General features: G+C 59.6%; 13 protein-coding genes. 10 read left to right on the top strand and 3 right to left on the bottom strand.

Annotation, left to right across the window (positions count from 1 at the left end; translation table 11 throughout):
- Positions 1 to 38 precede the first annotated feature (38 nt).
- Positions 39 to 998 carry a MerR family transcriptional regulator gene (locus F8N43_RS23050; protein WP_224787852.1) on the top strand — a complete coding sequence of 320 codons (960 nt, stop codon included), beginning with the start codon at positions 39 to 41 and terminating at the stop codon, positions 996 to 998.
- 1 nt (position 999) lies between these two features.
- Here F8N43_RS23050 and F8N43_RS23055 read toward each other — a convergent pair whose 3' ends face one another.
- Both F8N43_RS23055 and F8N43_RS23060 read right to left on the bottom strand, forming a co-directional pair.
- Positions 1,000 to 1,605 carry a hypothetical protein gene (locus F8N43_RS23055; RefSeq protein WP_150633287.1) on the bottom strand — a complete coding sequence of 202 codons (606 nt, stop codon included), beginning with the start codon at positions 1,603 to 1,605 and terminating at the stop codon, positions 1,000 to 1,002.
- A gap of 54 nt (positions 1,606 to 1,659) precedes the next feature.
- A complete protein-coding gene (locus F8N43_RS23060) occupies positions 1,660 to 2,136 on the bottom strand; it encodes a PAS domain-containing protein (RefSeq protein ID WP_150654417.1) in 477 nt (158 codons plus the stop codon).
- Between the two features lie 141 nt (positions 2,137 to 2,277).
- On the opposite strand from F8N43_RS23060, the gene F8N43_RS23065 reads away from it, so the two are divergent.
- On the top strand, positions 2,278 to 2,733 hold the full coding sequence (locus F8N43_RS23065; protein ID WP_150633289.1) for a flavodoxin: 456 nt from the start codon (positions 2,278 to 2,280) through the stop codon (positions 2,731 to 2,733).
- On the opposite strand, the gene F8N43_RS23070 is transcribed toward F8N43_RS23065, so the two are convergent.
- The gene (locus F8N43_RS23070; protein ID WP_150639269.1) at positions 2,714 to 3,610 is read right to left on the bottom strand and encodes a LysR family transcriptional regulator; all 897 of its coding nucleotides are present in this window, start codon (positions 3,608 to 3,610) and stop codon (positions 2,714 to 2,716) included. The genes F8N43_RS23065 and F8N43_RS23070 overlap by 20 nt on opposite strands.
- 96 nt (positions 3,611 to 3,706) lie before the next feature.
- On the opposite strand from F8N43_RS23070, the gene F8N43_RS23075 reads away from it, so the two are divergent.
- The 8 genes from F8N43_RS23075 (at position 3,707) to F8N43_RS23110 (ending at position 14,162) form a co-directional block, all read left to right on the top strand.
- Positions 3,707 to 4,093, top strand: a complete 387-nt coding sequence (locus tag F8N43_RS23075) for a CidA/LrgA family protein (protein WP_150654418.1) — start codon at positions 3,707 to 3,709, stop codon at positions 4,091 to 4,093.
- On the top strand, positions 4,083 to 4,769 hold the full coding sequence (locus F8N43_RS23080) for an LrgB family protein (RefSeq protein ID WP_150633291.1): 687 nt from the start codon (positions 4,083 to 4,085) through the stop codon (positions 4,767 to 4,769). The genes F8N43_RS23075 and F8N43_RS23080 overlap by 11 nt, the downstream gene beginning before the upstream one ends.
- A gap of 132 nt (positions 4,770 to 4,901) precedes the next feature.
- A complete protein-coding gene (locus tag F8N43_RS23085; RefSeq protein ID WP_150639268.1) occupies positions 4,902 to 5,684 on the top strand; it encodes a class II aldolase/adducin family protein in 783 nt (260 codons plus the stop codon).
- Positions 5,684 to 6,586 carry an alpha/beta fold hydrolase gene (locus F8N43_RS23090; RefSeq protein WP_150654419.1) on the top strand — a complete coding sequence of 301 codons (903 nt, stop codon included), beginning with the start codon at positions 5,684 to 5,686 and terminating at the stop codon, positions 6,584 to 6,586. Before F8N43_RS23085 ends, F8N43_RS23090 begins: the two co-directional genes overlap by 1 nt.
- Before the next feature lie 288 nt (positions 6,587 to 6,874).
- Positions 6,875 to 7,786, top strand: coding sequence for an SDR family oxidoreductase (locus tag F8N43_RS23095; RefSeq protein ID WP_150654420.1), 912 nt, complete (start codon positions 6,875 to 6,877; stop codon positions 7,784 to 7,786).
- 495 nt (positions 7,787 to 8,281) lie between these two features.
- The gene (locus F8N43_RS23100) at positions 8,282 to 10,075 is read left to right on the top strand and encodes a DUF1302 domain-containing protein (RefSeq protein ID WP_150633295.1); all 1,794 of its coding nucleotides are present in this window, start codon (positions 8,282 to 8,284) and stop codon (positions 10,073 to 10,075) included.
- Between the two features lie 23 nt (positions 10,076 to 10,098).
- A complete protein-coding gene (locus F8N43_RS23105; RefSeq protein WP_150654421.1) occupies positions 10,099 to 11,466 on the top strand; it encodes a DUF1329 domain-containing protein in 1,368 nt (455 codons plus the stop codon).
- A 140-nt stretch (positions 11,467 to 11,606) separates the two neighbouring features.
- On the top strand, positions 11,607 to 14,162 hold the full coding sequence (locus F8N43_RS23110; protein WP_150654422.1) for a LuxR C-terminal-related transcriptional regulator: 2,556 nt from the start codon (positions 11,607 to 11,609) through the stop codon (positions 14,160 to 14,162).
- Positions 14,163 to 14,246 lie beyond the last annotated feature (84 nt).

Here is a 14,246-nt window from a genome sequence, read left to right on the forward strand (position 1 = left end):
GAATGGGATCCGATTTACACACGGAAGTTGACTGCCCTATGCCTGTCATGACTGACGATGTCGCTGGTTTGCAGCCTGTGCTTCCCCTTGAGCAGCAAGAGCTGTTTCCGATCCGGGAAGTGTCGCGGCTGACGGGCGTCAATCCGGTGACCTTGCGGGCATGGGAGCGACGTTATGGTCTGATTCAGCCAATGCGCACCGAAAGCGGGCATCGCTTGTACGCAATGACCGATATCGAACGGGTCCGCAGCATTCTGGGCTGGATCGAACGTGGCGTTGCCGTCAGCAAGGTCGGCAAGATTCTGGCCAAGACAGCGCCGCTTCAAGCGCTGTCGCACATTATCCCCAATGAACTGGTGCAGGCTGACTACGCGCAGTGGCAGGAACAAGTCAAAGCGGCGGTGAGCGTGTTCGACGAGGTAAAACTGGAGCAGGTCTATGGACAGATCTTTTCCAGTTACCCCTTGGCCGTGGCGTTTCAGGACATCCTGATGCCACTCTGGAAGCAACTGTTGCAATGTCATGAAGCGTTCGGTCAGGCCAGCGAGTGGTTATTCCTGGACGGTTTTTTGCGTTCACGGGTGTTACAGCGGCTGCTGCTGGTGCGCGTCATGCAACCACGGCGCGTGATTGTATGTCCCCTGAACGATCAATGTCGTGAGCTCGAACTGTTGGTCACGGCGCTGTTTTTGAGCAGTGTCGATTCGGCCATTCAACTGCTGGCGATCGGTCAACCCTTCGATGAACTGGCGCTGGTCTGCGAAAGGGTCAAGCCCCAGGCGTTGGTGCTGGTTTCCAATCACGCGCCCAGCAATGAATTGCCACGCCGTTTGAATCGTCTGGCAATGAGCCTGGATTGCCAGTTGATGCTGGCCGGTGATGTGTCGGAACTGGCGCAGGAAAGCCTGGACGGATCGTCCATTGGCTGCCTGGGTAACGAAGGATTGGTGATGCGTCAGCGTCTGAAACAGTTCCTGGCAGGAAACCTGGATACCTGAGTCAAAGATGCAGGGTCGGATGGGTCAGTCGATGCTGCTGAAGGATGTACTGGCGCAGGCGCTCGGTTTCGTCCTTGTCGCTCTGACTCAACTGATAGGCATAGAAGCCGTTCTCGGTTTCTTTCTCGAAGGTGCCGCGCAACGCGATACGTTCGTAGCCTGACGGGCTGAACCACAACGCGAAATGCTTGGGTGGTTTGGTCTTGTTGCGAACTTCCAGCAGAACCCCTTTGAACGACACTTCATGCACCCACATCGTGCCGGATTGACCACCGGCATTCTCCAGTGCGACCGGTTCTTCGAGGACCAGGCGCCATGGGCGGACCAACGGCCCGTCTTCATAGATGCTGGGGACGCCGAGACGTAAATGCAGTGCATGAAACTCGTCTTCCACCAGATGCAGCGGGAAGGTCATTTGCTGATTTTCGAAGTTGGCCTGGATCGTGACTTGCTCATGAGCAGCAAGGCGCGTGAGCAAGTCACGGATTTGCGAACCACCATTTACAAGCAGACTCGACGTCGCATCCCGCACATTGAGTTGCGGGTTGTGTTGCATGGTCTGGATAAAATCCAGTTCATCCTGGGTCAGGAGTGCGTCGCGCTGCATGATCGGCTCGAAAGGAAAAGTTACAAAGTCATCGGTGATTGTAGTTAATGACAATCAATTAGTGGTTTTGTTTGCGCCGTTCGTCGGTTTTAGTGCTGCGAGCTCGGCCTGAAGCGCCGCCACTTGTGCTTCGAGCTGCGCTACCCGCTGCTGTGTCTTGACCTGTGCGGTGACGTCCTTTTGCACACCGACAAAATAAGTCTGACCGTCGCTCGGGTTTTTCACCGTCGAAAGCGACAACTCGTTCCAGAAAGGCGTGCCGTCCTTGCGGTAGTTTCGCAGGATTTCCCGGCAGGAGCCGCCATTGCTCAACGCATTGCGGATCACGGTCAGCGCTTCCTGATCGCGGTCGCCCGATTGCAGAAAGCGGCAGTCCTGGTAGAGGATTTCTTCGCTGGTGTAACCGGTCAGGCGTTCGAACGCCGGGTTGACGTAAATCAGGATGTTGTCGTGTTCACCTTCTTTTTCGGCGATCACAACGCCGTCGTTGGAAGCGTTAATCACCATTTGCAGCAGTTGTGCGTTGATCATCGGAGAATCCTTTCCAGATTGATTGAGCGCAGCATTCTAAAAGAACTCTAGCGGCCTTCAATGCTTGATGAGAGCCAATCGCAGCTTTTTTGCTGCGGCTGTTAATATCACTCATCTTTTTACTGCTTCAGGATCAGATTGATGAAAGTCGCCATCTTTTCGGGCTCGGTGTACGGCACGGCTGAAGAAGTCGCTCGCCACGCTGCGAATATTTTGAAAACTGCGGGCTTCGAGACCTTTCACAACCCGCGCGCAAGCCTTGCCGATGTTCAGGCGTTTGGCCCCGAAGCGTTTCTGGCAGTGACGTCGACCACGGGCATGGGCGAACTGCCGGACAATCTGCAACCGTTGTATTTCGCCGTTCGCGACCAATTGCCCGCCGCCTGGCGTGGTTTGCCGGGTGCCGTGATCGGCCTGGGTGATGCGAGCTACGGCGATACGTTCTGCGGCGGCGGTGAGCTGATGCGCGAGCTGTTCGGCGAACTGGGCATCCGCGAAGTGCTGCCGATGCTGCGCCTGGACGCCAGCGAGAGCGTCACCCCGGAAACCGATGCAGAACCCTGGCTGGCGGATCTCGTCACGGCCCTGCGGGACTGACCGGCCATTCGCGCAGCAAGGCGAGCCAGGCTTGTGCGGCTTTTGACAGGTACGCGCCCTGACGCCAGATGAATGCGATGTCCCAGCGCAGAGAGCTCGGCGCGTTCAGGGTCAGGCGCACCACGCCTGGCCGAACCAGCCCGCGAGCCACCACTCGCGGCAACAACACCACGCCTTGGCCCGCGGCCACCAGCGCCGCTAGAAAGTCCGCCTGACCGCTGCGTCCGCCTTCCTTCGGTGTAAAGCCCAATTGCTGACAGGCTTGCAGCAATCGGTCGTTGAGAACGAAGCTGCGCTGATACAGCAGAAAGGGTGTGTCGGCCAATTCCTCCAACCCGATCACCGTTTTCGTCGCCAGCGGATGATCGACCGGTAGCAGGGCATCCAGGGGTTCGTCACAAAAGGGTTGAAAGGCAAACTGCGGGTCTCTTGTCAGCAGACTGCCACCCAGTTCCAGTTCACCGCTCAACACGGCTTGCTCGATGTTCAGGCTGCCGCCTTCGATCAACTGGATATTGATGTTGGGATAGCGTCGCCGGTACTCGGCAAACAGTCCGGCAAACAGCGCGTCGCTGCCTAACAACGGCAAACCCAGACGTAATTCGCCACGGGCCAGTTGGCTCAGATCATCCAGCTCGTTGAGCAATTCGGTGCGCAAACGCAGCATGCCTTCGGCCCGTTGCAAAACCACGCTGCCCGCGGCAGTCAAACGTAGCTGCGAACCCAGCCGTTCGAGCAGCGGTGTACCGAGGCTCTGTTCCAGCTGAGCAACCTGCTTGCTCACGGCCGATTGGCTGATGTGCAGGGACTTGGCGGCTTGGGTAAAGCCCCCTTGATGCATGACTTCGACGAAGCTGCGTAGCTGTTTGAATTCCATCTGCATGATTCCATTTTGGAATGGCTTCGAGTCTAACAATTCGCTTCTGGGATAGCAGCCCGCTCCGTAAAATGGACGCCTGTGAGGACCGAAGACATGCACGCATCCACCCTGAAATACCTGGCTCGACTGACAACCGAATTAGCCGTGTTGCTGGGCATCTACTTGCTCGGCTGCCAAATGACCCTCTGGTTTGGCTGGCCGGTTCCCGGTGGTGTCATCGGCATGCTGTTATTGCTGTTGGTATTCGCATTGGGACTGGTCAAACCGGCCGCGTTGCAAATGGGCGCCGGCCTGTTGATGGCCGAGATGCTGTTGTTCTTTATTCCGGCGTTGATGAGCCTGCTCGATTACGGCGCGCTGTTGCGCAGCGACGGTTGGCGGATTCTGCTGGTGATCGGCATCAGTACGCTGATGGTGATGCTGGTCACGGCGTTTACCGTGGAGCTGGTGGTACGGTGGAGGAGGTCCCGTGAAGCTTGAACTGATGCCGGTGTTCTGGCTGGCCTTCACGCTGCTGGCCTATCTGTTCAGCCGCTGGATCTATCGCCGCACCGGCCGCTACTTGTTGTCGCCGCTGATTTTGGTCCCGGCCCTGCTGTTGACGCTCGCCGTGCCGCTGCATACCGCATACGCCGAATACGCCAGCAACACCCATTGGCTGATGCTGATGCTGGGGCCGGTCACGGTCGCCTTCGCAGTGCCGATCTGGCAGCAACGGCAGATGTTGATACGGCATTGGTCGGCGTTGCTGTTGGGAATGCTGGCGGGGAGTGCTGCGTCCATCGGCAGCTCGTTTGGCCTGGCCAAAGCGCTGGCACTGGACAGCGCGGTGACGATGTCGCTGGTGCCGCGTTCGATCACCACGCCGTTTGCCATGCCACTGGCTCATGATCTGGGCGGCGTACCGGAACTGACGGCGGTGTTCGTGATGTTCACCGGTGTGTTTGGCGCGATGCTCGGCGGCATTTTGCTCAAGTGGCTGCCGTTGCGCAGCGCCTTGGCTCGGGGGGCATTATTTGGCGTCGGCGCTCACGGTGCCGGGGTCAGCCGGGCGCATGAAGTAGGGGGGGAGGAAGGCTCGGTCGCGGGGCTGGTCATGGTGCTGACGGGGTTGCTGAATCTGTTCGCTGCGCCTTTGCTGGCGGCGGTACTTTGACATGGATCCAAGCTACTTGGCGCACTGACTCGCTAGGCCATCAAGCTGGCTGCCAATGCAACTACACGAACCCCGGGGGGCTGACTAGACTGCTACACGTGAGCAAAATTATAAGAACAGGAGTTCCTTGCCGTGAGCGTAGCCCCCGTCCAATCGCCCCACAGTGTCAAAGACCAGGTCAGTGCCGCCGAGTGGCAGACCCGCGTCGATCTGGCGGCCTGTTATCGCCTGGTCGCCCTGCATGGCTGGGACGATCTGATCTTCACGCACATTTCTGCCAAGGTGCCCGGCACTGAAGATTTCCTGATCAATCCGTTCGGGTTGATGTTCCACGAGATTACCGCGTCGAGCCTGGTCAAGGTCGATCAGGCCGGCAACAAGCTGATGGACAGTCCCTACGAGATCAACCCGGCGGGTTACACCATCCACAGCGCCGTGCACGAAGTGCGTCACGATGTCGTCTGTGTGTTGCACACGCACACGGCGGCAGGCGTTGCGGTGTCGGCGCAGAAGCAAGGCATTTTGCCGATCAGCCAACAGTCGCTGTTTGTCCTGTCGAGCCTGGCGTATCACGCCTATGAAGGCGTTGCGCTGAACCACGAAGAGAAGGCGCGGTTGCAAGCCGACCTCGGTGAAAACAATTTCCTGATGCTGCACAACCACGGGCTGCTGACCTGCGGCGGCACCATCGCTGACACGTTCCTGATGATGTTCACCTTCCAGCGCGCCTGCGATATCCAGGTGTTGGCGCAGAACGGTGGTGCTGAACTGATTGCCATCGAACCGCAGATCCTGGCAGGCGCCAAGGCGATGATCGCCGGCGTCACCAAAAGTGCACAAGGGATGGGCGGCGCACTGGCCTGGCCAGCGTTGTTGCGCAAACTCGATAAACAAGACGCGGGATATAAACTCTAATGCCTCTCGCCGAGATCCCTCTGAGTGCCTGGCGCAAACGCGGCCAGACCTTCGTCTTTCGTGGCCAGACTATTCGTTACTGGACGGCGGGGCAGGGTGAGCCGCTGCTGCTCATTCATGGCTTTCCGACTGCCAGTTGGGACTGGCATTACCTGTGGCAGCCGCTGGCCCAGCGCTATCGGCTGATTGCTTGCGACATGCTCGGCTTCGGCGATTCAGCCAAACCGGTGGACCACGAATACAGCCTGCTGGAGCAGGCCGATCTGCAACAGGCGTTGCTGGCACATTTGAACATCGAGCAACCGCTGCACGTGCTCGCTCACGATTACGGTGACAGCGTGGCTCAGGAACTGTTGGCCCGGCATTACGAGGCGCGCATTCATCTCGCCAGTTGTGTGTTCCTCAATGGCGGCCTGTTTCCTGAAACCCATCGTCCGGTACTGATGCAAAAATTGTTGCTCAGCCCGTTGGGCTGGATGATCGGTCGTGCGTTTTCCCGTGAGGCGCTGGTGAAGAGTTTCCGTCAGATCTTCGGCCCCCACTCCCGTCCAACCGAGAGTGAGATGGATGACTTCTGGAGCCTGGTCGACAGCAATCACGGGCCACGGATCATGCACAAACTGATCGCCTACATCCCCGAGCGTCGAGTCCAGCGCGAGCGTTGGGTGAGTGTCATGCAGCGCGGTGACGTGCCGTTGCGGGTGATCGATGGCGAGGTCGATCCGATCTCCGGCGGGCACATGGTCAAGCGCTATCGTGAGCTGATCCCGAACCCCGATACGGTCCTGTTGCCCGGCATCGGTCATTACCCGCAAACCGAAGCACCGGGGCAGGTGCTCAAGCACTATCTGGCATTTCGCGACCGGCTGATTTCATCGCCGCTGAAAGTGGCCTGTTCGTAGACATCACCGCAACCTTGCCGGCGAAGGCGTCCTTGAGGCTTGTGGTGCCTGTCAGATTGCCATCGCTGGCAAGCCAGCTCCCACAAGAGTTTTGTGTGTCTGATGAGCTGAGGGGCACCTCGGTCCTGTAGACGCCGGCTTGCTGGCGATGGGCCGTGACGCGGTCCGCGAATTCATCATCCCCCCGCCTTATCGAGCACCATTCAGCGTCCCTCGTGTTCATTGTGACCCGCAGCGCCTTGCCTGACACTCGGGCTCATTGTCCCTTGGCCTGCTGGAGTCCCCTAAATGAATGAGCCTGTGCGCTTCGAAGATAAAGTCGTGATCATCACCGGCGCCGGTGGTGGCCTGGGCCGTGCTCATGCGCTGTTGTTCGCCAGACAGGGCGCCAGGGTGCTGGTCAACGATCTCGGCGGCTCGGCACAAGGCGAAGGTGCGAACGCTTCGGCAGCAGACCGCGTAGTGGCGCAAATTCGTGAGGCCGGCGGCACCGCCGAGGCCAACCATGACTCCGTCACCGACGGCGACAAAATCGTCCAGAACGCCCTCGACGTTTTCGGCCGTGTCGACGTGGTGGTCAACAACGCCGGGATCCTGCGAGACAAGACCTTCCACAAAATGGACGATGCCGATTGGGACCTGGTCTATCGCGTCCACGTCGAAGGCGCCTACAAAGTCACCCGCGCCGCTTGGCCGCACATGCGTGAGCAAAACTACGGTCGCGTGATCTTCACCGCATCCACCTCGGGCATCTACGGCAATTTCGGCCAGTCCAATTACGGCATGGCCAAACTCGGCCTTTACGGCTTGACCCGCACACTGGCGATCGAAGGTCGCAAGAACAACATTCTGGTCAACGCCATCGCCCCCACCGGTGGCACCCGCATGACCGAAGGTCTGATCCCGCCGCAAGTGTTCGAACAGCTCAAGCCGGAACTGGTCAGCCCGCTGGTGGTGTACCTCGCCAGTGAGCATTGCCAGGAAACTTCCGGACTGTTTGAAGTCGGTGGCGGCTGGATGGGCAAGGTGCGCTGGGAGCGCAGCCTCGGTGCCGGTTTTGATCCGCGTGTCGGGTTTTCACCGGAAGATGTGGCGGCGCACTGGCAGCAGATCTGCGACTTCGAAGGCGCAGTGCATCCGAAGGACAATATTGAAGCGTTGAAGGAAATGATGGGCAATTTGCAGAAGTATTCGCTCTGATGCCATTGCCCCGCGCAGGGCTCGCCTGAGTCCTGCCGCTCCGCAAAACCATCGCCCATAAAAAAGGCCGCTGCAAACGCAGCGGCCAAAGCAAGACGTTAAATCAAGGAGCTACAAATCAACGTCTGTGTACACGGGGCGATGAGTCGAAAGCTTCGATTCATCTGAAATCTGTCGCCAATGGCGCGGACTGATCACACGCCATCGCTGTGTGCTGTCAGGCGGTTTACCGTGGAAGCCCGGCAAGAATAAGCGCTTGAGCCCAAAGGAAAAATAGTGATTCCGGACATGCACTGTTGCAGTCTGAGCAACAGTCTCGCGCTCATGCATCCGGCTGATGAGCTTCCATCCACTTCATCCATACCTCGCGCACTTCCCCGCGCGGCAAGGCCATTCATCCTTTAGAGGTACACAACGAATACCTCCTTGGTGCGCTTAACGCTCCCGACCTGCGGCAGTAGGGTGTGGCCTTCTGTCACTCACCGGGGAAGACGCATGACAAAAACAACAATGCGCGCCATCTTCACGCCGCAGGCGCTGGCCGCTGCGGTTGCCTTGGGTTGCTGTGCCCAGGCACAGGCCGTTTCATTCAACATTGGGGAAATCGAGGGGACATTCGACTCCTCGTTGTCCGTCGGCGCGAGTTGGGGCATGCGCGATGCCGATAAATCGCTGGTGGGCACCGTCAACGGCGGGACCGGCCAGGCGTCGACCGGTGACGACGGGCGTTTGAATTTCAAGAAGGGCGAAACCTACTCGAAGATTTTCAAGGGTATTCACGACCTCGAACTGAAGTACGGCGATACCGGCGTGTTCGTCCGTGGCAAGTATTGGTACGACTTCGAATTGAAGGACGAAGACCGCGAGTTCAAGCCGATCAGTGATCACAATCGCAAAGAGGGTTCCAAGTCTGCCGGCGCGCAGATCCTCGATGCATTCGTCTATCACAACTACTCCATCGCCGATCTGCCGGGCACCGTGCGCGCCGGTAAACAGGTGGTCAGTTGGGGCGAAAGTACCTTCATCGGCAACTCGATCAACAGCATCAACCCGGTCGACGTTTCAGCGTTCCGCCGTCCTGGCGCGGAGATCAAGGAAGGCCTGATTCCGGTGAACATGCTGTTCGCTTCCCAAGGGCTGACCGACAAGCTGACGGTGGAAGGTTTCTATCAACTGGAGTGGGACCAGACCGTTCTCGACAACTGCGGCACCTTCTTCGGCGGGGACGTGGCGGCAGACGGCTGCACCACGGGCTACACGGTCGCCAGCCCGGCGATTGCGCCGCTGCAACCGATCGCTGCCGCTTTTGGCCAAGGCTTCCAGGTCGGCAGGGAAGGCGTGATCGTGCCTCGTGGCGGCGACCGCGACGCTCGCGACTCCGGGCAATGGGGGACGGCGTTGCGCTGGCTGGGCGACGACACCGAGTACGGCCTGTACTTCATGAACTACCACAGCCGCACGCCGAATGTCGGCACCACCACCGCCGGGCTGGGGACGCTGGCACGGATTCCGGCCATCGTCGGCACCGCCAACGCCGTTGCACCCGGCACCGGTTCAGCCTTGGCCCAAAGCGTGATGCTCGGTCGCGGTCAGTACTACCTCGAATACCCGGAAGACATCCGCCTCTACGGCGCGAGCTTCTCCACCACCTTGCCGACCGGCACCGCATGGACCGGAGAGATCAGCTATCGCCCCAACGCACCCGTGCAGGTCAACAGCACCGACCTGACACTGGCCTTGCTCAATCCGATTGCCGGCGGCGCGGCTTCGCCGATCGCCACGACGCCCGGGGCAGACAACAAAGGCTATCGCCGCAAGGAAGTGACGCAAATCCAGAGCACCCTGACGCACTTCATCGATCAGGTCGCGGGGGCGGACCGTCTGACCCTGGTGGGTGAAGCGGCCGTTGTTCACGTCGGCGGGCTGGAGGACAAAAGCAAGCTGCGTTATGGCCGTGATTCGGTCTACGGACAGTACGGTTTCCACGGCGATACCGACGGTTTCGTCACCTCGACGTCCTGGGGCTACCGCGCCCGCGCGATCCTTGATTACAACAACGTCATCGCCGGGATCAATTTCAAACCCAACCTGTCGTGGTCCCATGACGTCGCCGGTTACGGCCCCAACGGGCTGTTCAACGAAGGCGCCAAGGCCATCAGCGTCGGCGTCGATGCGGACTATCGCAACACCTATACCGCGAGCCTCAGTTACACCGATTTCTTCGGCGGTGACTACAACACTCTGGAAGATCGCGACTTCCTGGCGCTGAGCTTTGGCGTGAACTTCTGATCTGGCTGAGAAGGATGATTTCAATGCGCAAGATGATTCTGCAATGCAGCGTTCTGGCCCTGAGCCTGTTGGCCGTCGACGTGATGGCCGCGGTGTCGCCGGAAGAAGCCAACAAACTCGGCACCAGCCTGACGCCGTTGGGCGCCGAGAAGGCGGGCAATGCCGATGGCTCGATTCCGGCCTGGACCGGCGGCCTCCCGAAAAACGCCGGTGCGGTGGACAGCAAAGGTTTCCTCGCCGACCCGTTCGCCAATGAAAAACCGCTGTTTACCATCACTGCGGCCACCGTCGACAAGTACAAGGACAAACTCTCCGACGGTCAGGTCGCGATGTTCAAACGCTACCCGGAGACCTACAAGATCCCGGTCTACCCGACCCATCGTACGGTGGCCTTGCCAGCGGACATCTACGAGTCGGCCAAGCGCAGCGCGCTGAACGTGACGCCGATCAACGACGGCAATGGCCTGGCCAATTTCACCGGCAATCGTTACTACGCGTTTCCGATTCCGAAGAACGGCGTCGAGGTCATCTGGAACCATGTCACCCGTTATCACGGTGGCAATTTGCGTCGCACCATCACCCAGGCCACGCCGCAGTCCAATGGCGACTTCACGGTGATCCGCTTCAAGGATGAGGTGGCGGTGCCTTCGCTGCTGGGTGACTTGAAACCGGGCAGCGACGAAAACGTCCTCAGCTACTTCAAGCAGGAAGTCACGGCGCCGGCGCGGTTGGCGGGCAATGTGTTGCTGGTTCACGAGACCCTTGATCAGGTCAAGGAACCGCGCAAGGCCTGGATCTATAACGCCGGCCAACGTCGCGTGCGGCGTGCGCCGCAAGTGGCCTATGACGGCGTCGGGACCTCGTCCGACGGGTTGCGCACCACCGACAACTTCGACATGTTTTCCGGCGCACCGGATCGCTACGACTGGAAGCTGATCGGCAAGAAGGAAATGTACATCCCTTACAACAGCTACAAACTCGACTCGCCCGACCTCAAGTACACCGATGTGATCAAGGCCGGGCACATCAATCAGGACCTGACACGCTACGAGTTGCACCGGGTCTGGGAGGTCGTCGCCACGGTCAAGCCCAACGAGCGGCACGTGTACGCCAAGCGTCACATGTACATCGACGAAGACAGCTGGCAGGTGGCGCTGGCCGATCACTACGACGGTCGCGGTCAACTGTGGCGTGTGGCCGAAGGTCATGCCCAGTTCTACTACGATCACCAGGTGCCGGCCTACACCGTTGAAGCGCTGTATGACCTGATTGCCGGTCGCTACATCGCACTGGGGATGAAGAACGAAGAGAAGCGCAGCTTCGAATTCGGTATCGATGCCAAAGCCGGTGACTACACGCCTGCTGCGCTACGGAGTACAGGGGTGAGGTAATCATTCCTACAGCTCTTACAGAAAAAGGTGACTTTGCGGTCACCTTTTTTATAGGTGTCGATCAGTGTGTTGAATACTTCTTCAACAAGCTGTGTGGAGAAGGCTAGGGTGGCGCCACAATTATAAAAAGGCGCACCACTATGACCGCCATGACCCCGTGTCTGGACCGTCCTGGACTCCTGCCCCGCTTGTCTTCCCATCACCAGACTCGCGAGCGGCTGATCGAGCCGTTACTGGCGTCGCCCGCGCGCGTGAAATTGCTCTGTGCCCCGGCCGGCAGTGGCAAGAGTGCGTTGCTTATCGAGTGCCTGTTGCAGGCACCCGAGCAGTGTCGGGTCTGCTGGTTGCCGTTGGCGGGGGAGCCGATGAAGGCGGTCGATTTTCGGCAGCGGCTGGCACGCGAGTTGGGATTGGCCTCGGCGGACGAAACCGCAATGCTGTCATCGCTGGCTCAATGGCAGACGCCGACCTGGCTGTGTCTCGATGACTATTGCCGCACGCCCAACCCGGAGCTGGACCTGTTGCTCGACCGGTTGCTGGCCATCAGCAGCCCGATGATCACCTGGTGGCTAAGCGGTCGTCGCCGCCCGCAATGCAATTGGCCACGCTTGTTGCTTGCGGATGAGCTGTACGACTGCGAGCGCGCCACGCTGGCCTTTACTCAAACAGAAGTTGCCCGACTGCTGCATCACCTCGAGCCGGAGCAGGCGGCGAAACGTGCCTGCCGGATCATCGAACTCAGCGGTGGCTGGTGCGCAGGCGTGCGGATAGCGCTGCTGCAAAAATGCGACTGGTCGCGCAACGAACCGCTGCACGGGCGGCCGGACACCCTTCACGATTACCTTGAACACGAGCTGTTCGGCATGCTGACCCCGGAGCTGGCGGAAGCCTGGCGGGTGCTGGCTCACTTGCAGCGATTCAATGCCCGGTTATGCGACCACCTGTTCGGTGCCGGCGAGGGCGCCCAATACCTGAGCACGTTGCAGGCGTTGGGCTGCTTCATCGAGCCCTGGCAGGACTCGACAGACTGGCTGCAGATTTTTACCCCCCTCACGCAACTGATGCGCGAAGAACAGTGGCCGGCGGGACGTTCATGGCATCGTCGCGCCTGTCAGTGGTTCGCCGCCGAACTGGATTGGAAAGCCGCGTTTGAACAAGCCTTGCTGGCCGAGGAGTTCGAGGTCGCGGTCAGTCTGTTGCAGCATTTCAGTTTCGAGCACCTGTTCGAGGAGCAGACCGTGGTGCTGTTGCTGCGTTTGCATGAACACAAAGGCGACGAGCTGATGCTCGGCTCGCCGCAACTGGTGGGTCTGATCACCGCCGCGTTGTTGTTCGCCGGGCGGTTCGAGCAGGCGGGCGAATGCATTGAGCATTTGTCACGCTTCGCACCTCAACCGTCGGCGGTGAGTCAACGGCAATTGATTGCGCGTTGGCAGGCGATGCAGGGTTGGCTCCTGCATTTGCAGGGGCGTATGAACCCTTCGCGCGCGCATTTGCTGGAGGCGCTCGACGGACTCGACCCCACGCTCTGGACCGCGCGGCTGATGTGCCTGTCAGGTCTGACCCAGCAAGCCCTGCTCCGGGGCGAACTCGACGTGGCGCAGGCCCTCAACCGTGAGGCGTTGTGCCTGGCGCGAGCGCAAGGTTCGCTGGTGTTCGAGGGGTTGCTGGAACTCGATCATGCGCAATTGCTCGAGCAGCGTGGTGCATCCGGCCGGGCCGAAAGCCTGTTGGCCAACATGCATGGGTTGCTCGTCCGGCAGCAACCGCTGGCACAACCGCTGCTGGGGCGGATTGCCTTGCGTCGCGGACGTTTGAGCCTGTGTCAGGGGCGAGAAACGCAGGCGGCCGCGTATTTCGAGAGCGGACTGCACATTTGCCTGCGCAGCCAGGACAAACGCGTGCTGTATGGTTTCCTCGGCCTCGCGCAATTGGCCGCCAATCGCCAGGACTATGCCCAGGCCTTTGTCCTGCTGCGTGACGCCGAACGGTTGATGCAACAGCGGCGGATTCCAGACACGGTTTACCGCAGTGTTCTGCTGCAATTCAGCTGCCATTTCTGGCTACAGCAGGGCCGTCCGGAATTAGCCCATGAAGCCCTGACCCGGGTGCTGCGCCACTATCACGGTGTTCATGCGCGGCAGGCGCCGCCGGCGACGCTGGAGCTGATCCCCGGCCTTGAATACCTGTTGGTGCTGACCGAAGTGTATCGGGGGCAGGCGCAAACCCCGCTGGTGCAGCTCGAGGCCCAGTTGCACTGGGCGCAACAACGGGGAATGGCGGGGCTGCAAGCGCAATTGCAGCTGGCGCTGGCAGAAGTGGCCTGGCTGACGGGCGACACGCCTGCTGCTCGTCAGTCGCTGCAGGAAGGTTTGGCAATGGTCGAGCGTTGCACCCTTCAACAGGCTCTGCGCGATCTGCAATTGCGCCAGCCGCGCCTGCTGGAGGCGATTGGGACTACCGAGGCGGTTAACCCTCCTGAACCGCTGGCCTCGGTCCAGAACCGCTTGAGTCAGCGTGAAATAGAAGTGCTTGAGTTAGTTGCTCTGGGTAACTCCAATCAACAAATAGCCGATCAGTTGTTCATATCGTTACATACCGTAAAAACTCACGCGCGGCGGATCAATGGGAAGTTGGGTGTGGAGCGAAGAACTCAGGCTGTCGCCAAAGCTAAAGTGATGGGGATTGTTGTTTGAAGTGCGCGCGGCGTCTTTACGAATGCATACAAGTTACGGGTGTACTAAGTTGGTTTTGCTGTTTATAAAGTGGGCGTCGGCCCG

The organism is Pseudomonas fluorescens, from assembly GCF_902498065.1.
GTDB classification, from domain to species: domain Bacteria; phylum Pseudomonadota; class Gammaproteobacteria; order Pseudomonadales; family Pseudomonadaceae; genus Aquipseudomonas; species Aquipseudomonas fluorescens_BJ.